Below are 19220 nucleotides of genomic sequence, written 5' to 3' on the forward strand. Positions count from 1 at the left end.
TAAGGCCAAGGAATTATTTCAAGCCCAGCAATGCCTCTAGCCACATTTCTTGCGGAACTTGATCGAGCCATCAGGATTGAAGGCCTCCGGGTTCCGGTCATACTTGGCGCCGAGCACGAGTGCCTTTTCCGGCAGCATGGTTTCGTCGAGCGTCGAATTCAGTGTCGTGTCGATGGTTTGCAGTTCCTCGCCATCGGCGCTCTTGAGCGTGATCTTGATCTTGTAGGCCTTGCCGGTGACCACGCAATTGACATCCGGGCTCTGGAGATCGATCCGCGTCATCTTGGGGAACACCTTCTGCTTCTTGATCAGCGGCGGACCGCCCGAAGGGTCCTCGAACTCGGCCACCACCACGGCGTCGTCGGGCGTCGTCGGCAGCCGGTTGAGCGTGAGCATGTAGAAAGCGCGCGCCACCCTGATGTTGAAGATGAAGACCTTGCCCTTGATGGTGATATAGTCCTCCGGCTCCCGCTGGCATGCTGAGAGCAGCAGTCCGGCCAGCAGAATGGGGATGATGACCAGCCTGTTCATGGCGACGCCTCCTTGCGTCTCTTTTCGTAGTGAAGCCGCGCCTTGGCACGGTTGCCGCAGACCGACATGTCGCACCACGTGCGGCTCTGGTTCTTGCTGCGGTCGATGAACAGCCATTCGCAATTGGGGCAGATCTTTAGCCGTTCCGTTTCCGGCGAGGCGATCAGCTTCAGCGCCGAACGCGCGGTGGCGAGATCGACGGGGCAGGGATCGGGATTACTTGTATGGGCTGCAAAGGTCGCTGAAAGCCGCCCGAGCAACCCAGCGACCAGCCGGTGGTCATCCGCGCCATGAAGGGTACGGTGACGGAAATGCGCGTCGATCGCTTCCCTGAGCCCGATGAAATCGGCCTGCCGCCCATCCGCGACCGGCGCGAGCTCAGGGAAATCCGTCCGCTCGGCCGACAGCTCGCTCGCGGCTTCTGCAAAGGCGCCGAACTGTTCCGGCACCGCGAAACGGTCCGTGCGGCGCTTCTCGTCGAAGCGCAGGATCACGCTGTTGGCGACATCGAGCGCCAGCGCGCCACCCGTAAAGCGATGTGGTGTCCATCGAAACGTCATGGCACGAATTATAACTGGCAAAAACTATTTTGCCAGTTATAATTTCGTCATGCTCAGCGACACCCAACTCGCCTATTTCCTCCAGCAGAGTCTCAATGCCGCACCGGTCGCGGCGCTCTATGCCATGCTGGCCTTCGGCTATTCGCTGAGCTTCGCGCTGACCAAACGTGCGGATTTCACGCCCGGCGCGCTATTCGCCTTCGCAGGCCAGGTCTTCGTCTATTTCACCGCTTTCGGCTATGACCGGCTGTGGCTGATCTATCCTGCGGCGCTCGCGATCGGCGCCACGGCAGCGATCACCTATACGCTGCTTGCTGCGGCCATTGTCGGTGACAAGGTGATCCGGCCGCTGGCGCGCATATCGCCCAATTCGGTCATCACCGCCTCGCTCGCCATCATGATAGTGTTGATGGAACTGGTGCGGATCGCAGCAAGCGCCAAGGATCTCTGGCTGTCGCCCTTCCTAAACACGCGCATCACCTTCTGGGCTCACCCCGGCTTTCCCGTGGTGCTCACGGCCATCCAGGTCATCAATGTCGTCTCGATGACGGCAATCGTGCTGCTCGGCGCCGCCGTGCTCGCCTATAGCAAACAGGGCCGCAACTGGCGTGCGGTGTCGGACGACGCCTTTGCCGCCACCCTGCTAGGCGTCGATGCGGGCAGGGTGCTCGTCGCGGCGGCACTGATCACGGCGGCGATTTCGGCCGTCGCTGGCGTGATGGCGACTTCTTATTACGGCTCGATGGATTTCGGCGCCGGCCTGATGTTCGGGCTCAAGGTGGTGATGATCGCCGCCATCGGCGATCAGTCGTCACCGGCAAAATGCGCGCTTGGCGCCGCGCTCTACGGTCTCGCCGAGACGATGTGGGGCGCTTACATGCCCTATGTCTGGCGCGATCTCGCGATGTTCTCGGGCTTGGTAATCCTCGCCGTCGTGGCGAGGCAGGAGCGGCGGGTTTAGTCCTTGTCGCGCCACCGCTCGAACGCGCTGGTATCCGTGTCCCTGGCACTCACCCAGTCGCCTTCGGACCCATCGACAAAATGCTCCTTCTTCCAGAAGGGCGCCGAGGTCTTGAGGTAGTCCATCACGAAATTGGCGGCGTCGAAGGCTGCCTGCCGGTGGGCGGAGGCTGCCAGCACGAGCACGATATTGTCGCCCGGCGCGATCTTGCCGAAGCGGTGGATCGCGGTCAGCCCAGTCACCGGCCAGCGGTCGATGGCGATCTCGCAGATGCGGCGGATTTCGCGTTCGGCCATCCCTGGATAATGTTCGAGTTCGAGAGCGGCGAGCCTGCCGCCCTCGTCGCGGCACAATCCGGTGAAGCTGACAACCGCGCCGATATCGCGCCGGCCCGAGGAGAGCAGGGCGCTTTCCCGGGCCAGGTCGAAATCCTCGGCCTGCACCCGGATGACGGGCTCGACCGTCGCCATCTCAGCCACCCGTCATCGGCGGGAAGATGCCGATCTCGCGCACGCCGGCAATCTTGTCGGTATGGTGGGCATGTTCCTGGTCGAGCGCCACGCGGATCACCCGGTCGTGCTCGAGCGCGATCTCGTATTCCTCGCCGAGCGTCTTGAGATGGTTGAGCAGGTCGCCGACCGTGATCACATCGGGCGGCAGGTCGATTTCCTCGTGGCCCTTGCCGATCCGTTCGCGCACCCAGGCGAAATAGACGAGCGACGCCCTCATTCGTCATCCACCACGTGCTTGATACCGGCGCGGAAATAGTCGTAGCCGGTATAGACGGTCAGAAGTGCTGCGACCCAGAGCAGAGTGATGCCGATCTCGATCGTGTAAGGCAGAACTTTCTCGCCCGCAGGCCCGGCGAGCAGAAAACCGATCGCCAACATCTGGGCCGTCGTCTTCCACTTGGCGATGCGGGTGACCGGCACCGAGACCTTGAGGTCGGCGAGATATTCGCGCAATCCCGCCACCAGGATTTCGCGGCTCAGGATGATGATGGCGGCCCAGAGCGACCAGCCGGCGATGGTGCGCTCGGTGTCGGCGGCGAGCAGCAGCAGGCAGACGGAGATCAGCAGCTTGTCGGCGATCGGGTCGAGCATCTTGCCGATATTCGAAGTCTGGTTCCAGATTCGTGCGAGATAGCCGTCGAGATAATCGGTGATCGAGGCGACCGCGAAAAGGCCGAGCGCGGTCCACCGGGCGAAATCCGTACTTTGCAGCCGGCCCTCGACGAAGAAGCACAGGACGATGAGCGGAACGGCCAGGATGCGGCCATAGGTCAGCATATTCGGAATATTCAATGCGCGTTTCGCCATGATCACCGCTTCAGACTCGTGGGATGCACCAAGAAGAAGGCTTTGCCGCCAAAAGGTCAAGCCGGTGCGCCCGCTAAATCCCTTGGATGTCAATGCTTTCGTCCCCCGCTGTGTCGGAAAATAGGCAGCTACGGACCGCCATTCAAATTTATTCGGAAGAAAATGAAAAAAATTCGGGGATTGTTCCCGGCGTAACATCGTGTGCCCCGGGTCGCAGGCATTTTAGGCTCAACGAGAGGGCCTGAAAAACCTTCGACACCACAAAGGGTTAGACGACAATGTTGATGAATCGCGCCGATATCAGCGGCCACGAAAACCTGTTGCCGCAAATCAGGCAACATGCCGAAATGAGCGTGGAATTCCATGGCAGGCACCGCCGGTTCCTGCGCTTCGTGGATACGCACCAGAAGTGGCTGCTGCTGCACCTGATCGCCGACACCTGCGGCCATCCCGAAAACGCCGGCAGCATGCACGGCGCTGCAGCCAATTGGATCTGCGACCGTGCCTCCGAACTCGGCGTCGCCAGCCGCAACACCTCGCTCGCCTTCTTCAACCAACTGGTCGCCTATGGCTATCTCACCAAGAAGGAATGCCGCGGCGACAGGCGCATCCGTCTGATCTCGCTTTCCGAAGGCGCAGAGGCCGTGATGCTGGACTGGACGCGGCTGGTCGTTGAGTCCGCTACCGGCGAGGATACCGGCTCGCTTGGCGAAGAGTGCCTGCGCCGCATGTATCTCGACATCGCCGCAAGCCTGCTCGCCGACGGCAAATGGATGAAGCCGCCCATCGATGTGAGCCTGACCCAGGATATGCGCGGCGGCTGGCTGGTCATGAGCGACATTCTGCGCCACCTGCCGGTCGAAGCCACCGGCGAGGCCTGGGTTCCGGCGCGGGACCTGAATATTCCGCGCATGAGCCGGTATTTCGGCCTGTCGCGCAGCACGCTCTACCGGCTGGTGCGCCTCTCGGTCGAGGCGGGAACCATGGCATGGGAGGAGAAGGGCGCGATTTCCATGCTCTCGATCAACCTCTACCACCTGCGCCAGTTTTGCCGCTGGATCGGCCGCCTGCATGACGCGGCAGCGGATGCCCACGCTAGGCATGCAAGCGGTGCTGACGCCGACCCATCTAGCTTCGATATCCCAGCTTTGGGCGAGATAGCTTATCCCGCAAGCCGGTCGGATGCCGTCTCCTGCCGGTGAACAATCATCGATGAAATTTCGTGGCCGGACGCGGCCGGAATTAGAACTCTCTCAACAGGTTATGGCTAGATTCGAATCAGGTCCGGAAATTCCGGCCGGTTGCCGCAAGGGGCGCGGCTGGAGAAGGTCGATGAAACTGCCGGCACTGGCATTCGGATTGCTCGCTTCGTTTGCGGCGGGGCCATCGCTCGCCGGCGAAGATCTGGCTTATGACCGGTTTTTCATGATGCCCAACGTCTCGACGCTTGGCGCCGGTATCGAGGCCGGTTACCGCTGGAACGACAACTGGCAGGTCCGCGCCGGCATCAACGGATTTGCCACATCCTATGTCTACCATGACCGCAAGTCGGACCTGCCTTCGACGCTGACCCTGCTCAATGGCGGCGTCACCGTGGATTATTTCCCCTTCGCCGGCGATTTCTACCTATCGGGCGGCGTGCGCCTCTCGGCCAACAAGATCGAGGGCAAGGTCAAGAACATGGAAGCGAAGATGGGCGGCTCCACTGTCACCATCGACGACCCCCTGACCGACTTCACCGTCCGCCAGAATGTCATCCAGCCCTATATCGGCGCCGGATATTCCGTGCCGATCAACGAGCGGGTGTCGTTGAATTTCGACCTCGGCGCGCTCTATGCCGGCACGCCTTCGCTCAGCTACAATTCCCGCGCCACCGAACTCGGCTTCACCCGCGACCAGATTCGCGACCAGGCGGAGCGTGCGAGAAACCGGATTGCGCCGTTCAGGGTGTATCCGGTGGTGCAGGTGGGGCTGAAGATCAGCTTCTAACGGATTTTATCGACTCAAGCCGGTTTTTGAGGGGTCGAAACCAAAATACTTGCTCCACATCGCCGGAAATCAACTCGCTCTCTTGCCAGCGACATCACTCTGTGCCCAAATCAACACTGGCAGGAACTGCACTGTTCGGAGGGGACAGGTGATGCTTTCAGTCATTGGCTCGGGCTTCGGCAGAACGGGTACGCGCTCACTCAAGGAAGCGCTGGAAACACTCGGTTTTGCAACATGCCACCATATGGAGGAGGTCTTCGAAAATCCTCCTCAGGTTCCATACTGGCAATCAGTCGCTAGTGGCGAGCCCGTCGATTGGCACGACGTCTTTGCCAATTATCGGGCTCAGGTAGATTGGCCAGGCGCGCATGTCTGGCGCGAGCTGTCCGTCGCATTTCCCGACGCCAAGGTCGTGCACAGCGTCCGCCCCGACGACGCATGGTGGAACAGCTTCTCCAGCACGATCGGCAAGCTCCTTTCGATCCACGAAGGGCTGGATGTCCCGCCACATGTCCGTGACATGCTGAATGCGGCTTACGAGATCATCGGCAAGCAGACCTTTGCCGAACAGTTTGGCGACAGGGACAAGGCGCTGGCCGCCTTTCATCGCCGCACGGCGGATGTCCGCGCAGCCATTCCAGCGGACCGGCTGCTCGTCTTCGACGTCTCCGAGGGTTGGGCACCACTTTGCACTTTCCTCAGCGTCGATATCCCGGATGGTCCGTTCCCCCGCCGCAACGGTCTGGCGGAATTTTGGGTCGGTCTCGGCGGCGTGCCGGCCTGATCCGAGGGCCGTTCCTAACGCCGTGGCAACTCGCCAATTACAGCCCGGCACCTCGAAACCCTGTGAATAGCGGGCAGGCTTCGGCCGCTCTCAACACTTTTTGACAGTTCTAGGGACGCGTCAAGCACCGCCTCTGAGCCCTTGAGCCAGAGACGGCGCAGCTTTTTCAGCAAATGAACCGGTTAGCCGGCAGGCGATCAGAAGATCTCCGCCACCGGCTGGCCGAGAGCCATCGCACCGGCATATCGCGCCTGAGGTCCCGATTGAAGCGGATGAAAGCGTGCACCTTGCACATCGCGGAAGCGCCGCTCCAGTCCGTTGGCCCGATAGAACCCGGCCCCGCCGGCGAGTTCCATCGCAAACTCCGTCGCCTCGATCGCATGGCGGGCGACGAGGGAGCGACCGATCATCACTTCATTCACGCTCTCCGCAGACGGCGCATTGCGGGCGACGATATCGAGCATCCAGCGGTGTGCGAGTTGTGCGGCGCGGAGCGAGGTATCCATCCGCCCGGCGAGGCTGGTGGCGTGATCGCTGGCGGGCTTCTTCCTGGCAAGATCGATGGCGATGTCGCGGGCGCTTTCGGCGATGCCGAGATAGACCGCGTAGATCAGGGGAAAGGCGACGGTCGCGATGACCTGGAACAGTGGATGCCATTCGCCGGCCTTTCGCGACAGCGCCACGTTGGCGTCAGGGATGAAGAGGTTCTCGAACACCACATCGTTGGACCCCGTGCCGCGCATGCCGAGTGTCCGCCAGGTGTTTTCGATCCTCACCTCGGGTGATTTCATCGGCGCGCCGAAATGGATGACGGACCGCGTGCCATCCGCCGCCTCATGAACGGCACCGGTCATCAGGATCGCCCCGGCTTCGGCGCCCGATGTGAACACCTTGCGGGCGTTGATGCGGTAGCCGCCATCGACCTTTTCGGCTTTCCCGGAACCGCCTATCCAATCCGAGCCGCCGCTGGAGAGCAGGATCAGGCGTTCGGCGGCGACGCGCTTGAGTAGCGGTTCGACGGCGGCGACTTTCTGGTGCCTCCAGCGCCAGGCGGGGATCGCCACCTGATGTGTGTGCATCGAGAAAGCGAGCGCGGTGGAACCGCAGGCGTGTGCGAGGATGCGGAGCATGTCCGCCAACTCGGCGACTTCCGCGCCACCACCGCCAAGCTCGACGGGCACGGCTGCCTCGACCAGGCCTGATTCCTTGAGCAGGGCGTAGTTCTCGCTGACGAAGCTATCGCTTTCATCTGTTGTCGCGGCGCCATCCGCGATCGCCGATGCCAGCGATGCCGCAATCTCGGCAACGCTGCGCTTGGGGGTGTCCATCGTATTCGGGGAAAGTGCAAATTCCGCTGCGGCTTGCATGTCGATATCCTCCAATTGTGAAACTATGCCATCGACCTTGCCTGCACTTCCGACCAGCTTCCAGTTCAGGAACTGTACTGCTCGGTGAGACGGGTCGCTCGACCATGTTTCTGAGAATGGCGACACGTGTTGGTTCTGGTGGAAATCTCGACTATCATGGGTTTTTCGTCGACCTTGAGAGGTCTCCAATGCAAGAGCGCGGTGGGTATGGACAGTTCTGTCCGGTTTCGATGGCGTCGGAGATTCTGTGTTCGCGCTGGACGACGCTTGTGGTGCGCGAATTGCTCTGCGGTTCGACGCGCTTCAACGAACTTCGCCGCGGCGTCCCCAAAATGTCCCCGGCACTGCTTTCCAAGCGTCTCAAGGAACTCGAACAGTCGGGCGTGGTCACGACATTGCGCAAACCGGGAGGCGCTGTGGAGTATGGGCTGACGCCGGCCGGCGAAGAGCTTCGTCCGCTCATCATCGGCCTTGGAAACTGGGCACAGCGATGGATGGAATCCAGGCTGTCGCTGAAGAATCTCGATCCTTCGCTGCTGATGTGGGACATGCGCCGCAACCTCGATGCCGGGCATCTGCCGTCCCGCCGCTGCACGATTCAGTTTCTGTATCCCGAACTCATTGCCTCGCAGAAGAGTTGGTGGCTTGTGGTCGAGAACGGAAGTGCTGATCTCTGCAATTTTGACCCCGGATACGATCTCGACTTGCTGGTGCGTGGATCGCTGCGGTCGATGACCGCCATCTGGATGGGCCTCACCACCATCCGGCGCGAGGCCGATGCAGGCCAACTTGATATCGAGGGCGATCCTGCGATCGCCAAAAGCATGCAGCAATGGCTTGGCCTGAGCGGTTTCGCGACCGTGCAGCGAATGGCGCAGTAACCTCAGTCCAACGTCAGCCAGGCCAAAGTTCTCCCGCCCCTGTGAATAGCGGGCGGTCCCTCGTCGCTCTCAACACTTTCTTAACCACCCAGCATTTGCCCCATTGACTCATGAACAAAAATGGAACAAATAAGAAACATAAACGAACAGGAGGCGTAAATGACCGATTTTCTTCGCGACATGGCAGCGTTCACCTCAATCGTCATGTTTGTAACCAGCTGCGCTGTGTTGATGATCACTTTCTAGTGGGTAAGGACAGGGTCTCTTAAACAGGACTCGCGCAGGCGACCGCCCGTCGCTAGAATCCGCCATCGCGAAACGGTGGCATGGCATGGCAGGTGATTCTCATTCGGGGACGGAACAGGCGCTTAGCGAGAGCCCGCAATTCGTCCATCTGAGGGTCCATTCGGCCTATTCGCTGCTCGAGGGCGCACTGCCCGTCAAGAAGATCATCGCCAAGGCGCTCGACGACAATCAGCCCGCCATCGGGCTGACCGACACCAACAATCTCTTTGCCGCGCTCGAATTTTCCAAGACCGCCTCGGGCGATGGGCTCCAGCCGCTGATCGGCTGCCAGCTCTCGATCGACATGGAAGACGAGTCCGGCGACGACAGGAACGGCCGCCAGCAGCAACTGCGCAAGCTGCCGGCAATCGTGATGATCGCCGCCACATCAGAGGGCTATCACACACTGTCCGGCCTCGTCAGTCGCGCCTACATGCAGGGCGAGGGGCCGGGCACCATCCACATCAAGCGGTCCTGGCTCGGGGATTCCGTTCCCGGCGTGATTGCGCTGACCGGAGCACGCGGCGGACCGGTGGATTCGGCCCTCGTCGAGGGTCAGCACGATGTCGCCGAGGCGCGGCTTAGGGCGCTCGCGTCGCTCTTCGGTGATAGGCTCTATGTCGAACTGCAACGGCATGGAAATTACGACCACGCGCATGAAGCGGCGATGATAAATCTCGCCTACCGTTTCGAACTGCCAATCGTCGCGACCAACGAGCCGTTCTTCCCGACGCTGGATTATTTCGAGGCCCATGACGCGCTGATGGCGGTGGCCCACAATGCGATGGTCTCCGACGACAACCGTTTCCGCCTGACGCCCGACCACTATTTCAAGTCGCGCGCCGAGATGGCGAAGCTCTTCGCCGACCTGCCGGAAGCGATCGACAACACGGTGGAGATCGCCCGCCGCTGCTCCTTCATCCTCAAGACCGTGGCGCCGATCCTGCCGCGCTTCACCAGCGAGGCCGCCGTTGAGGGTACGGATCCAGAGTCGGAAGAACTGAAGCGCCAGTCCTGGGAAGGGCTGGAAATGCGGCTCAAGACCATCGGCCTGGCACCTGGCTATACCGAGACGGATTATCGCGACCGGCTGGAATTCGAACTCGGTGTCATCGAGGGCATGAAGTTCCCCGGCTACTTCCTGATCGTCGCGGATTTCATAAAATGGGCCAAGGCGCATGACATTCCGGTCGGGCCGGGCCGTGGTTCGGGCGCGGGCTCGCTGGTCGCCTATGCTCTCACCGTCACCGACATCGACCCGCTCCGCTTCTCGCTGCTCTTCGAACGCTTCCTCAATCCCGAACGCGTCTCGATGCCCGACTTCGACATCGACTTCTGCCAGGACCGGCGCGAAGAAGTGATCCGCTATGTCCAGGCCAAATACGGCCGCGAGCAGGTGGCCCAGATCATCACCTTCGGTTCGCTGCAGGCCCGCGCCGCGCTGCGCGACGTCGGCCGCGTGCTCGAAATGCCTTACGGCCAGGTTGACCGCATCTGCAAACTGGTGCCGAACAACCCGGCCAACCCGACGCCGCTCTCCAAGGCCATCGAGGAAGAGCCGCGCCTGAAGGAAGAGGCCGAGCGCGAGCCGGTCATCGCCCGCCTGCTCGATATCGCCCAGAAGATCGAGGGCCTCTACCGCCACGCCTCGACGCATGCCGCCGGCATCGTCATCGGAGACAGGCCGCTCGCCGAGCTCGTGCCGCTCTATCGCGATCCGCGCTCGGACATGCCGGTCACCCAGTTCAACATGAAATGGGTCGAGCAGGCCGGCCTGGTGAAGTTCGACTTCCTCGGCCTCAAGACGCTGACCGTGCTGAAGACCGCCGTCGACCTGATCGCCCGAAAGGGCATCCACATAGACCTCGCGGCGCTGCCGCTCGACGATCCCAAGAGCTACGAAATGATGTCGCGCGGCGAGACGGTCGGCATCTTCCAGGTTGAAAGTGCGGGTATGCGCAAGGCGCTGCTCGGCATGAAGCCCGACTGCATCGAGGACATCATCGCGCTTGTGGCGCTCTACCGCCCCGGCCCGATGGAAAACATCCCGGTCTACAACGCCCGCAAGCACGGCGATGAAGAGATCGAATCCATCCACCCGATGATCGACCACCTGCTCAAGGAAACCCAGGGCGTCATCGTCTATCAGGAACAGGTGATGCAGATCGCCCAGGTGCTCTCTGGCTATTCGCTCGGCGAAGCCGACATGCTGCGCCGCGCCATGGGCAAGAAGATCAAAGCGGAGATGGACCAACAGCGCTCGCGCTTCGTCCAGGGCGCGATGGCCAACAAGGTGTCGAAGCCGCAGGCCGACAATATCTTTGATCTCCTGGCAAAATTCGCCAATTACGGTTTCAATAAATCCCACGCCGCCGCCTATGCCGTGGTGTCGTTCCAGACCGCCTATATGAAGGCGCATCATCCGGTCGAATTCCTCGCCGCCTCGATGACGCTCGACATGGGCAATGCCGAGAAGGTCAACGACTTCCGCCAGGATGCGCTGCGCCTCGGCATCAAGGTCGTGGCGCCCTCGGTGCAGACCTCATTCCGACCCTTCGAGGTCGGCGAGAACTGCATCTATTTCTCGCTCGCGGCAATCAAGGGCGTCGGCGAGGCGGTGGTCGAGCACATCGTCGAAGCGCGCGGGACCACGCCTTTCGCCAGCCTCGAGGATTTCTGCCTGCGCACCGATCCGAAATTCGTCAATCGCCGCGTCTGGGAAAGCCTGATTTTCGCCGGCGCCTTCGATTGCTTTGGCGTCGATCGCGCGCTTCTGTCCGGTGGCATCGATCGCCTGATGGCCTTTGCCCAGCGGGCAGTGTCCGACAAGGTCAGCGGGCAGGGCGATATTTTCGGCTCTATGAGTTCCGGCCCGGAAAAGATCATCTTCCAGCCTGTCGCGCCATGGCTGCCGTCGGAAAAGCTGCTCAAGGAATTCCAGGTCCTGGGCTTCTACCTCACCGCCCATCCGCTCGATACCTATGGCAGTCTCCTGGAGAAGATGCGGGTCCAGACCTTCGCCAACTTCTCCAACGCCGTCAAACAGGGCAAGGCGCCCGGCCGGCTCGCAGGCACCGTCACCTCGAAACAGGAGCGCAAGACGCGCACCGGCAACAAGATGGGCATCGTTACCTTCTCGGATTCCTCCGGGCAGTTCGAGGCCGTGATGTTCTCGGAAGCCTTGGCACAGTACCGCGACGTGCTGGAGACGGGCAAAAGCTTCGTGATCGGCGTCGAGGCCGAAGAGCGGCCGGAGGGCATCAGCCTCAGGATCAACTCCCTGCAATCGCTCGAGGAAAAATCGGTGCAGATGCAGAAGGCGATGCGCGTGTTCCTGCGCGATGCCGGACCGCTCCGCAGCGTCACCACCCATCTCGGCACGCGCGGCGAGGGACTCGTCTCCTTCATCCTGATCAAGGAGGACGGTCGCAAGGAGATCGAGGTCGAACTGCCCGAGAAATACCGTATCTCGCCGGAGATTGCCGCGGCGCTGAGGGCTAGCCCCGGGGTCGTGGACGTGGAGCTTGTCTAGCTTCCGGCCTGCATCGCCAGTAACTCCCGCATCGTCATCCGCTTGAACGCTTCGACCATGGCATCGCCCTCGGCCCGATCGAGCGAGATCGCCAGCCGCATCGTGCTTTCTCCGAGCTGCCAGATCAGCAATGCCGAGGCCTCGACTTCGGCCCTGTCGATATCGCCGAATGCCCGCTTCATCGCGTCCGCCAGCATCGCGGCACAAAGGCGACTTTCGGCGAGTTCGATGGCCATCAACTGTTTATCCGCCTGCATGCCGGACCAGACGTCGCGCATCACAGGTTCGGACAGGAACAACTCGTAGTACTGGTCGACGAGGCCAAGATAGGCCGATTTGAGGCTCTCTACATCATGCACCGTGTCGAGCGCGCTGCTGATACATGCCCGGCTTTCGAGGCCATAGTGCTCAGCCAGGCTGCGGATGATCGCGGCCTTGTCAGGAAAATATTGATAGAGCGAACCGATTGATATTCCTACATGTTCGGCGAGTTCTCCCATCTTCAGCCGGTCGCTCCCGGTTCTGGCAATCAGTTCCGACGCTGCGGACATGATCTTATCCAGGCGCTCGCGAGCGCGTTGCTGGGTCGGCTGCTTGCGGGCAACGGATGCCTGGCGGGCAGTGACCTTAAGATTCGCGTCGACCACTTCATTTTTCTCGATCTGTGCCATTGACTTTCCAAAAGTGAGGATTTATCGCTTTTATATATGTGAGGATTACTCACATTAACAGATGGAGATTGAAATGACAATGGTTGGCAATTCTGTTGGGAACATTCTGGTTTTGGGCGCCAATGGCAAGACTGGCCGCCGCATTGTGGAGCGGCTCCGGAACCTGGATGCGCCCATCCGCATCGGCTCGCGCAAGGCGCCAATCCCTTTCGATTGGGAAAATCACACCACGTGGAAGCCCGCACTCGATGGTGTCTCGACGGTCTACGTCACCTTCCAGCCGGATATCGCAGTGCCCGGCGCGCTTGAGACAGTCAGCAAGTTTTACGACACGGCGATTGCGAGCGGCACTGCTAAATTCATTCTGCTTTCGGGTCGGGGAGAGGTGGAGGCCGAGGACGCCGAGCGCGTGCTGCAGGCCACGAACGCGGATTGGACCATTCTGCGCGCCAGCTGGTTTGCCCAGAACTTCAGCGAGAGCTTCTTCCTCGAGCCCATTCGGCAGGGCGAGGTCTTTCTGCCCACGGGGCTTGCGGCCGAGCCGTTCGTCGATGCCGACGATCTCGCCGACATGGCCGTCGCCGCCATCATGACGTCGGATCATTCCCGCGTGCTTTACGACATCACGGGTCCGGAGGCGCTGACCTTCGAGGATGCGGTTGGCAGGATCGCCCGGGCGACCGGCCGGGAAATATCCTTCACGACAGTTCGGCCGGAGGCCTATCGCGACGAACTGGTGCGGATGGAAGTGCCGCGCGAATATGTCGAGCTGATCATGTATCTGTTTGCCAACGTTCTGGATGGCCGCAACACGCCAGTCACCGACGCTGTGCAACGGGCCCTCGGCCGCCCGGCCGGCAGCTTCGACGAATATGTTGCGCGGACGGCGGCAACCGGCATCTGGGGAGGCAACAATGTCTGATCGAATGATCCACGCACTCACGATCACAAGTGTACTCGGCAGTGGCATCGTCGCCGGCGTCTTCTTCGCCTTCTCGTCCTTCGTGATGGCCGCACTCGCCCGGCTTCCAGCCAATCAGGGGATCGCGGCCATGCAATCGATCAACATCACGGTGATCAATCCGTTGTTCATGCTGATCCTGTTCGGCACGGGCCTGCTGGGTGCTGCGCTCGCCGTCGGCGTCTATCTCGCCTGGCCCCAGCCGCGTGGGCTACTGCTTGTCGCGGGCGCCGTCGTCTACATCGTCGGCGTGCTTGGGGTGACCATGGCCGGCAATGTGCCGCTCAACGCCGCGCTCGCCGCCGCCAATCCTCAGAGTGCGGAGGCCTCATGGTGGGCCGGCTATCTCGCGGACTGGACGACATGGAACCATGTCAGGACGATAGCCTCCGCGCTATCGATGCTCCTGTTCCTGCTGGCGCTGTGATGTGGGGTCGTGGTCAGAAGGCGTGGCGCAATTGGCAACGGCCGCGAAATGCGGCCGTTGCATTGAATGCGATAATGAATATCGGAGGCTCAGCCTTCCGTCTTCGGTGCAGCTTTCGTGATCGTGATGAAATCTGTGCCCTGACCGGTTTCGCTTTCGGTGCCGATATCGGTGATCGTCAGCGAAGAGCCGTTGCCGAGCATGGTCTCGATCTTGGCGCGTAGCTCGTTGGGAACCGTGACCCGCTTGAAGGCCGTCTCGGCGGCATCCGGCGCCAGCGCGTCGGCCGGAACGGTGATGCCAAGTCGCTTGGCAGCCTTGTCGCCGATATAGTTGTCGAGCGTCGTTGCATACCATTCGGCCGAATTCTGCGCCGGGTTGACGCGGATCGAGGTGTAGAAATGCGTGCCGAGTGCGACTTCCGGCTGGTCGAGATCGACGGCTGCGTCGAAGATCGGCTTGAAGTTGCGGCGGACCGACAGCCAGCCCGTGAGTGGCTTCCTGTTCATCACCTTGTGGATCGACAGCAAGAAGGCCTGGTCCATGACGCCGGTCGGCTTCTGGCCGTGCAGTTCCTGATAGGCCTTCACGGCATCGCGGGTCTTCTTGCCGATGCTGCCGTCATGCGGGCCGTCGTAGTAGCCGAGCCGCGTGAGCAGGGCCTGCGCGTCGGCGAATTTCTGGCGTTCGCTGACCCGGGTGATCAGGATCTTGAGCGGCGGCTCGGCCTTCGGCATCGCGGCCACGGCGAGCGCGCCGTTCTTCGGCAGGTTGTCGTTCGATGCCACCTCGACCTCAGTGTCGCCGGTCACCGTGGGGCGAAGTTCGGCGTCGCTCAAAAGCTCGGCTTCCGGCTGCGCGAAACGCGGCATGAAGAGGTCGGCGGTCGTGATCCGTTGCGGCATCAGTTCGCGATCGGAAATGATCACGTGGAAACCGCGCTTGGTCATCGGAAACAGCATCTTGGCAAATTCGCGCGGCATGCGCACGCAGCCATGCGAGGCCGGATAGTCCGGCACATGCTTGCCTTCATGCAGCGCCACGCCCGACCAGGTGATGCGCTGCATCCACGGCATCGGCGCGTCGTCGTAAAGGTTGGAATGGTGCATCTTCTTCTTCTCGATGATCGAGAAGATGCCGGATGGCGTGGTGTGGCCGCGCTTGCCGGTCGAAACGTTCGTCGAGGTGACGACCTGGTCGCCATCGTAGACGACCAATGTCTGCGTGTCCTTCGACACGAAAATCTGCAGCGGCGCGGTATCGTCGGCGGCAAGCACCGCTGTCCCGAAAACGGTCGAAGCGGTCAAGGCGAGCGAAAAGGCAAGACGGGTAAGCATGTGTGTGTCCCCACGCAATACTGGTTGTCCAGAAGGTTAGAAGCCTTCATTTAAGGAATCTTTGCAACGCCGTAAGTTACCGTGGGAACAGGGCTATGGCTGGTATCACGGTTAATTGATTGCTAACTGCCGTGAGAGTTCGCTTGGAACCAATCACCATTTGCAGGCCGGCCTGCAAACGGCGATCGGTCCTCATGCATGCCCGCGCTTGCCCTTGCCGAATGTATAGCCCGTCTCGATGCTCTTGTTGCCGAACTTGTCGCGCAAGGTATCCATCGCGGCTTCCGCCTTGGCGCGGCGGCCGGCGTCGCGGTCGATGAGGTCGGGCGGGTCGGCGGTGGCGGAATCGGCGAGATCGCTGACGCCGATGCCGAGCAGGCGGTATTTGGTGCCGTCGAGCTCGCGCTCCAGCAGCGATTGTCCCTCGCGGAAAATCCGGTCGGCGAGCTGCGTATGGGCTTCGAGCTTGCGATTGCGGGTGCGGGTCTTGAAATCCTGGGTCTTGAGTTTCAGCACCACCGTCTGGCCGGCGATCGCCGCCTTCTTGAGCCGCCGCGACACCTGTTCGGCGAGCGCCCTCAGCACCGGTACCAGGTCCTCGGGCCGCGAATAATCTTCGAAGAAGGTCGTCTCGGCGGAAACCGTCTTGGCCTCGTCGTTGAGATGCACCTTGCGGTCGTCCTGCCCGCGCGAGAGATTGAACAGCCGCTTGCCCATCACCCCGTAGCGGCGCATCAGCGTCGCCTCGTCCATCTCCTGCAATTGCCCGATCATGGTGATCCCGTCACTGGCGAGCGTCGCGGCAAAGGCCTTGCCGACGCCCCAGATCAGCGTCACCGGCCACTCTTTCAGGAAAGCGTAGGCTTCTTCCTCGCCGATCACCGAGAAGCCGCGCGGCTTGTTCATATCAGACGCCACCTTGGCGAGGAACTTGCAGTAGGAAAGCCCGACCGAAACCGTGATGCCGATCTCCTGTTCGACGCGCCGGGCGAATTTCGCCAGCGTCCGCGCTGGCGGATCGTGGTGCAGGCGCTCGGTGCCCGCGAGATCGAGAAAGGCCTCGTCGATCGACAGCGGCTGCACCAGCGGCGTGAGATCCTGCATCATCCTGCGGACTTCGCGGCCGACGCGGGCATATTTCTCCATGTCGGGCTTGATGACGACCGCCTGCGGACAGGCTTCCAGCGCCTTGAACATCGGCATGGCGCTCCGAACGCCATGAATGCGCGCGACATAGCAGGCGGTCGACACCACGCCGCGCTTTCCCCCGCCGATGATCACCGGCTTGTCGGCAAGCTCGGGATTGTCGCGCTTCTCGACCGAGGCGTAGAAGGCATCGCAATCCACGTGCGCGATCGTCAGCCGGTCGAGTTCCGGATGCACCATCAGCCGTGGCGATCCGCACGCACGGCACCGCCGTCCAGCGCCGGAAACCGGCGCCAGGCAGTCGCGGCAGAAGCCGGGATTATGGTCTGGAATGCTCATGCGACGCCGGAACAGAGGTTGAATGGTCGATAATACGATGCCGCGGGATGGGGCTCAAGCTCGATTCAGGAAGCGCTCATGACTGGCGATGGCAGGATTGTCCACAGCTGATTGCCCGGCCGCAATCTGCACGCTTTTCATCGACGGCTTCCCGGTACCGCCTGCAAAGGTATGATTTTGCACGACGGCTCTCAGCGCCTAGCGTCCAGCTTGTACCATCACTCCTCCATGCTGTTTACGCGCCGTCTGAATCGGTGCAGACTGCTAAGTAGCACTGCGCGCGTTATCATTTGCCTTCTACCTTGAGGTGTTCCATAGTGTGAGCGCTCTGTCTGCCATCCACCGGGCGAGATCATGAAACTTGGGGGGAGAAATGCAAAGTACGTCCTGGGGAACACTCGCGATCCTAGCGATAATTGCTGGCAGTATAATAGGTTCTTTCGTTCTTGTTTTCCGGAAAGGAATTGGCCCGCGAACGATTCAAATGGTAAGCCTTGTCGTACTTGGTCCGATACTCTTGCTGCTGGGCATCGACCGCGTTTTCGCTGGTGAAACGTTGGCCACCTTGTTCGGTACTTATTTGGGGTTTGTTATTTCGCTCGCGACCTCGAAAGCTGAGTAAGCGCAAATTTCAAACTGACCCACTGCCCAGGAATTGTCAGTAGTCAGCGGCAATTCCCAAATGCCGCCTTATCACCCGCTCCGCATCCGCCCAGTCCTCGGCCACGACGATATGCTCTTCCGCCTTCGGTAGCATTTTGCGGAACACCGCGTTGACCATCAAATGGATCAGCAGGCAATCGGGCGCACTGTCACGCACCGAACCATGGTTGCGCAGGATATCATCGATGAACACGGCAGGGACATCACGCCCGCCGATCAGGCTCGCCACGACCGGCCCCTTCGGCTCCTCGGTCGCGATCATAGGATAGGTCAGCCCATGCATATCCAGCACAGTGCGCCTGACATCCTGATGCCGTGGCGGCATGGCGGTCAGGAAGACGATGTCGGCGTCCCTGGCGAGACGATTCAGCACATCGACGACGCCGGGGGCAGGGCTCTGCCACTTGTCCTGGCTGGCAAAGAACGCCTCCTGCATCTCCGCGACCCGGTCGTCACTGGCCGCGATGCCGCCCGATATGCTCCTGATATTGCCATGTAGCCTAAAACTGTCCGGATGCAGCCGGTGCTCGACGGAATTCAGATATCGGTCGAACGGATCGAGGAATTCCAGCACCACCTCGTCCACGTCGCAGACCACAAGTGGCCGTGAAGACCCGGCGATCGCCTTGATGATATCGCCGCTCACATCCACGCGTCGTCTCCCGGACCGTTGAGCTTGTGGTGGCAGGCGGCAACGAATTCCGCCTTCACAGCGTTCTGCTCGCAGAAAGTCATCAGGGTCGGCTCGTGGTTCATCAGGAAGTCGGTCAGGCCGGCGAAGAAGCCCGGCTCCTGCGCCGCCTGCCGGATCGATCCGGCCTCGATGCCGGAAAGCGCCAGGAAGCGGCTCATCATGTCAGGGTCCTGGGTCAGCCAGCCAAGAACCTTGATGGCCAGTTCCTCGGCCTCTTCGCCGCTCGGCGTCAGGCCCCTCATCGGGATTTTGTCGCGCATATTTCTTCTTTATAAACCTAATGACCGTAAGGTGGTGCTTGGAACATTTAAGAATCCGAATGACAATACCTATATAGAGTTCGGAAACAGCTTGTAAAATCAGGATTAGAGAACGGCGCCATGCCAAAACAGGTTATGATTGTCGAAGACAATGAGCTCAACATGAAGCTCTTCCGTGACCTGATCGAGGCGTCCGGTTACAGGACGATCCAGACCCGGAACGGGATGGAAGCGCTCGATCTGGCACGCAAGCATCGTCCCGATCTCATCCTCATGGATATTCAGCTGCCCGAAGTTTCGGGCCTGGAAGTCACCAAATGGCTGAAGGAGGATGACGACCTGCATGTCATCCCGGTCATCGCGGTGACGGCCTTTGCCATGAAGGGCGACGAGGAGCGCATCCGCCAGGGCGGCTGCGAGGCCTATGTTTCCAAACCCATCTCGGTTCCGAAGTTCCTGCAGACCATCAAGACGTATCTTGGCGACGCCTGATCCTAGAAATCACGGATGTTT

At 61.0% G+C, this 19220-nt stretch carries 20 protein-coding genes; 9 read left to right on the forward strand and 11 right to left on the reverse strand.

Annotation, left to right across the window (positions count from 1 at the left end):
- Positions 1-36 precede the first annotated feature (36 nt).
- A complete protein-coding gene (locus IHQ71_RS08775) occupies positions 37-531 on the reverse strand; it encodes a hypothetical protein (RefSeq protein WP_258161575.1) in 495 nt (164 codons plus the stop codon).
- A complete protein-coding gene (locus tag IHQ71_RS08780) occupies positions 528-1091 on the reverse strand; it encodes a CGNR zinc finger domain-containing protein (protein ID WP_258161576.1) in 564 nt (187 codons plus the stop codon). The genes IHQ71_RS08775 and IHQ71_RS08780 overlap by 4 nt, the downstream gene beginning before the upstream one ends.
- Before the next feature lie 49 nt (positions 1092-1140).
- Here IHQ71_RS08780 and IHQ71_RS08785 point away from each other — a divergent pair, with 49 nt between their 5' ends.
- Complete coding sequence (locus tag IHQ71_RS08785; RefSeq protein WP_258162784.1) at positions 1141-2052, forward strand: branched-chain amino acid ABC transporter permease; 912 nt, start codon at positions 1141-1143, stop codon at positions 2050-2052.
- Here IHQ71_RS08785 and IHQ71_RS08790 read toward each other — a convergent pair.
- Genes IHQ71_RS08790 through pgsA form a run of 3 tightly spaced genes read right to left on the reverse strand, consistent with a single transcriptional unit; the run spans position 2049 to position 3371 of the window.
- Positions 2049-2522 carry a molybdenum cofactor biosynthesis protein MoaE gene (locus IHQ71_RS08790; protein WP_258161577.1) on the reverse strand — a complete coding sequence of 158 codons (474 nt, stop codon included), beginning with the start codon at positions 2520-2522 and terminating at the stop codon, positions 2049-2051. The genes IHQ71_RS08785 and IHQ71_RS08790 overlap by 4 nt on opposite strands.
- Before the next feature lies 1 nt (position 2523).
- The gene (gene moaD, locus IHQ71_RS08795; RefSeq protein WP_258161579.1) at positions 2524-2781 is read right to left on the reverse strand and encodes a molybdopterin converting factor subunit 1; all 258 of its coding nucleotides are present in this window, start codon (positions 2779-2781) and stop codon (positions 2524-2526) included.
- Entirely contained in the window at positions 2778-3371 is a 594-nt protein-coding gene (gene pgsA / locus IHQ71_RS08800; protein WP_258161581.1) for a CDP-diacylglycerol--glycerol-3-phosphate 3-phosphatidyltransferase, read from the reverse strand. Before pgsA ends, moaD begins: the two co-directional genes overlap by 4 nt.
- Positions 3372-3649: 278 nt before the next feature.
- On the opposite strand from pgsA, the gene IHQ71_RS08805 reads away from it, so the two are divergent.
- The 3 genes from IHQ71_RS08805 (at position 3650) to IHQ71_RS08815 (ending at position 6144) form a co-directional block, all read left to right on the forward strand.
- Positions 3650-4573, forward strand: a complete 924-nt coding sequence (locus IHQ71_RS08805; RefSeq protein ID WP_258161583.1) for a hypothetical protein — start codon at positions 3650-3652, stop codon at positions 4571-4573.
- A 130-nt stretch (positions 4574-4703) separates the two neighbouring features.
- A complete protein-coding gene (locus IHQ71_RS08810) occupies positions 4704-5360 on the forward strand; it encodes an outer membrane protein (protein WP_258161584.1) in 657 nt (218 codons plus the stop codon).
- A 151-nt stretch (positions 5361-5511) separates the two neighbouring features.
- A complete protein-coding gene (locus IHQ71_RS08815; RefSeq protein ID WP_258161585.1) occupies positions 5512-6144 on the forward strand; it encodes a sulfotransferase family protein in 633 nt (210 codons plus the stop codon).
- A 197-nt stretch (positions 6145-6341) separates the two neighbouring features.
- On the opposite strand, the gene IHQ71_RS08820 is transcribed toward IHQ71_RS08815, so the two are convergent.
- On the reverse strand, positions 6342-7472 hold the full coding sequence (locus IHQ71_RS08820) for an acyl-CoA dehydrogenase family protein (RefSeq protein ID WP_308737961.1): 1131 nt from the start codon (positions 7470-7472) through the stop codon (positions 6342-6344).
- 227 nt (positions 7473-7699) lie between these two features.
- On the opposite strand from IHQ71_RS08820, the gene IHQ71_RS08825 reads away from it, so the two are divergent.
- Entirely contained in the window at positions 7700-8392 is a 693-nt protein-coding gene (locus IHQ71_RS08825; RefSeq protein ID WP_258161587.1) for a helix-turn-helix domain-containing protein, read from the forward strand.
- 331 nt (positions 8393-8723) lie between these two features.
- Positions 8724-12209 carry a DNA polymerase III subunit alpha gene (dnaE, locus tag IHQ71_RS08830; RefSeq protein WP_258161588.1) on the forward strand — a complete coding sequence of 1162 codons (3486 nt, stop codon included), beginning with the start codon at positions 8724-8726 and terminating at the stop codon, positions 12207-12209.
- Here the strand turns inward: dnaE and IHQ71_RS08835 are convergent.
- Positions 12206-12880, reverse strand: coding sequence for a TetR/AcrR family transcriptional regulator (locus IHQ71_RS08835; protein ID WP_258161589.1), 675 nt, complete (start codon positions 12878-12880; stop codon positions 12206-12208). The two genes, dnaE and IHQ71_RS08835, sit on opposite strands and share 4 nt — an antisense overlap.
- A 73-nt stretch (positions 12881-12953) precedes the next feature.
- On the opposite strand from IHQ71_RS08835, the gene IHQ71_RS08840 reads away from it, so the two are divergent.
- Positions 12954-13802, forward strand: a complete 849-nt coding sequence (locus tag IHQ71_RS08840) for an NAD(P)H-binding protein (RefSeq protein WP_258161590.1) — start codon at positions 12954-12956, stop codon at positions 13800-13802.
- On the forward strand, positions 13795-14268 hold the full coding sequence (locus IHQ71_RS08845; protein ID WP_258161591.1) for a DUF1772 domain-containing protein: 474 nt from the start codon (positions 13795-13797) through the stop codon (positions 14266-14268). Before IHQ71_RS08840 ends, IHQ71_RS08845 begins: the two co-directional genes overlap by 8 nt.
- A gap of 89 nt (positions 14269-14357) precedes the next feature.
- Here the strand turns inward: IHQ71_RS08845 and IHQ71_RS08850 are convergent, their stop codons facing one another.
- From IHQ71_RS08850 to IHQ71_RS08865, 4 genes are all read right to left on the reverse strand, one after another.
- Complete coding sequence (locus IHQ71_RS08850; protein ID WP_258161592.1) at positions 14358-15605, reverse strand: L,D-transpeptidase family protein; 1248 nt, start codon at positions 15603-15605, stop codon at positions 14358-14360.
- Between the two features lie 192 nt (positions 15606-15797).
- Complete coding sequence (locus tag IHQ71_RS08855; protein WP_258161594.1) at positions 15798-17090, reverse strand: DNA polymerase IV; 1293 nt, start codon at positions 17088-17090, stop codon at positions 15798-15800.
- Positions 17091-17748: 658 nt separating this feature from the next.
- Entirely contained in the window at positions 17749-18405 is a 657-nt protein-coding gene (locus IHQ71_RS08860) for a hypothetical protein (RefSeq protein WP_258161595.1), read from the reverse strand.
- Positions 18396-18707 carry a DUF3572 domain-containing protein gene (locus IHQ71_RS08865; RefSeq protein ID WP_258161596.1) on the reverse strand — a complete coding sequence of 104 codons (312 nt, stop codon included), beginning with the start codon at positions 18705-18707 and terminating at the stop codon, positions 18396-18398. The genes IHQ71_RS08860 and IHQ71_RS08865 overlap by 10 nt, the downstream gene beginning before the upstream one ends.
- Before the next feature lie 120 nt (positions 18708-18827).
- On the opposite strand from IHQ71_RS08865, the gene IHQ71_RS08870 reads away from it, so the two are divergent.
- Positions 18828-19199, forward strand: coding sequence for a response regulator (locus tag IHQ71_RS08870; protein ID WP_258161598.1), 372 nt, complete (start codon positions 18828-18830; stop codon positions 19197-19199).
- The last annotated feature ends 21 nt before the right edge of the window (positions 19200-19220 follow it).

Source organism: Rhizobium sp. TH2, assembly GCF_024707525.1.
Lineage (GTDB): Bacteria > Pseudomonadota > Alphaproteobacteria > Rhizobiales > Rhizobiaceae > Rhizobium_E.

Bases quoted from the DNA above. Each gene is read 5' to 3' on its own strand.
- IHQ71_RS08835 (WP_258161589.1), bottom strand. From the start codon at position 12,880: ATGGCACAGATCGAGAAAAATGAAGTGGTCGACGCGAATCTTAAGGTC.
- IHQ71_RS08790 (WP_258161577.1), bottom strand. From the start codon at position 2,522: ATGGCGACGGTCGAGCCCGTCATCCGGGTGCAGGCCGAGGATTTCGAC.
- IHQ71_RS08850 (WP_258161592.1), bottom strand. From the start codon at position 15,605: ATGCTTACCCGTCTTGCCTTTTCGCTCGCCTTGACCGCTTCGACCGTT.
- IHQ71_RS08870 (WP_258161598.1), top strand. From the start codon at position 18,828: ATGCCAAAACAGGTTATGATTGTCGAAGACAATGAGCTCAACATGAAG.
- IHQ71_RS08865 (WP_258161596.1), bottom strand. From the start codon at position 18,707: ATGCGCGACAAAATCCCGATGAGGGGCCTGACGCCGAGCGGCGAAGAG.
- IHQ71_RS08815 (WP_258161585.1), top strand. From the start codon at position 5,512: ATGCTTTCAGTCATTGGCTCGGGCTTCGGCAGAACGGGTACGCGCTCA.
- dnaE (WP_258161588.1), top strand. From the start codon at position 8,724: ATGGCAGGTGATTCTCATTCGGGGACGGAACAGGCGCTTAGCGAGAGC.
- pgsA (WP_258161581.1), bottom strand. From the start codon at position 3,371: ATGGCGAAACGCGCATTGAATATTCCGAATATGCTGACCTATGGCCGC.
- IHQ71_RS08775 (WP_258161575.1), bottom strand. From the start codon at position 531: ATGAACAGGCTGGTCATCATCCCCATTCTGCTGGCCGGACTGCTGCTC.
- IHQ71_RS08785 (WP_258162784.1), top strand. From the start codon at position 1,141: ATGCTCAGCGACACCCAACTCGCCTATTTCCTCCAGCAGAGTCTCAAT.
- IHQ71_RS08820 (WP_308737961.1), bottom strand. From the start codon at position 7,472: ATGGACACCCCCAAGCGCAGCGTTGCCGAGATTGCGGCATCGCTGGCA.
- IHQ71_RS08825 (WP_258161587.1), top strand. From the start codon at position 7,700: ATGCAAGAGCGCGGTGGGTATGGACAGTTCTGTCCGGTTTCGATGGCG.
- moaD (WP_258161579.1), bottom strand. From the start codon at position 2,781: ATGAGGGCGTCGCTCGTCTATTTCGCCTGGGTGCGCGAACGGATCGGC.
- IHQ71_RS08810 (WP_258161584.1), top strand. From the start codon at position 4,704: ATGAAACTGCCGGCACTGGCATTCGGATTGCTCGCTTCGTTTGCGGCG.
- IHQ71_RS08780 (WP_258161576.1), bottom strand. From the start codon at position 1,091: ATGACGTTTCGATGGACACCACATCGCTTTACGGGTGGCGCGCTGGCG.
- IHQ71_RS08805 (WP_258161583.1), top strand. From the start codon at position 3,650: ATGTTGATGAATCGCGCCGATATCAGCGGCCACGAAAACCTGTTGCCG.
- IHQ71_RS08840 (WP_258161590.1), top strand. From the start codon at position 12,954: ATGACAATGGTTGGCAATTCTGTTGGGAACATTCTGGTTTTGGGCGCC.
- IHQ71_RS08845 (WP_258161591.1), top strand. From the start codon at position 13,795: ATGTCTGATCGAATGATCCACGCACTCACGATCACAAGTGTACTCGGC.
- IHQ71_RS08855 (WP_258161594.1), bottom strand. From the start codon at position 17,090: ATGAGCATTCCAGACCATAATCCCGGCTTCTGCCGCGACTGCCTGGCG.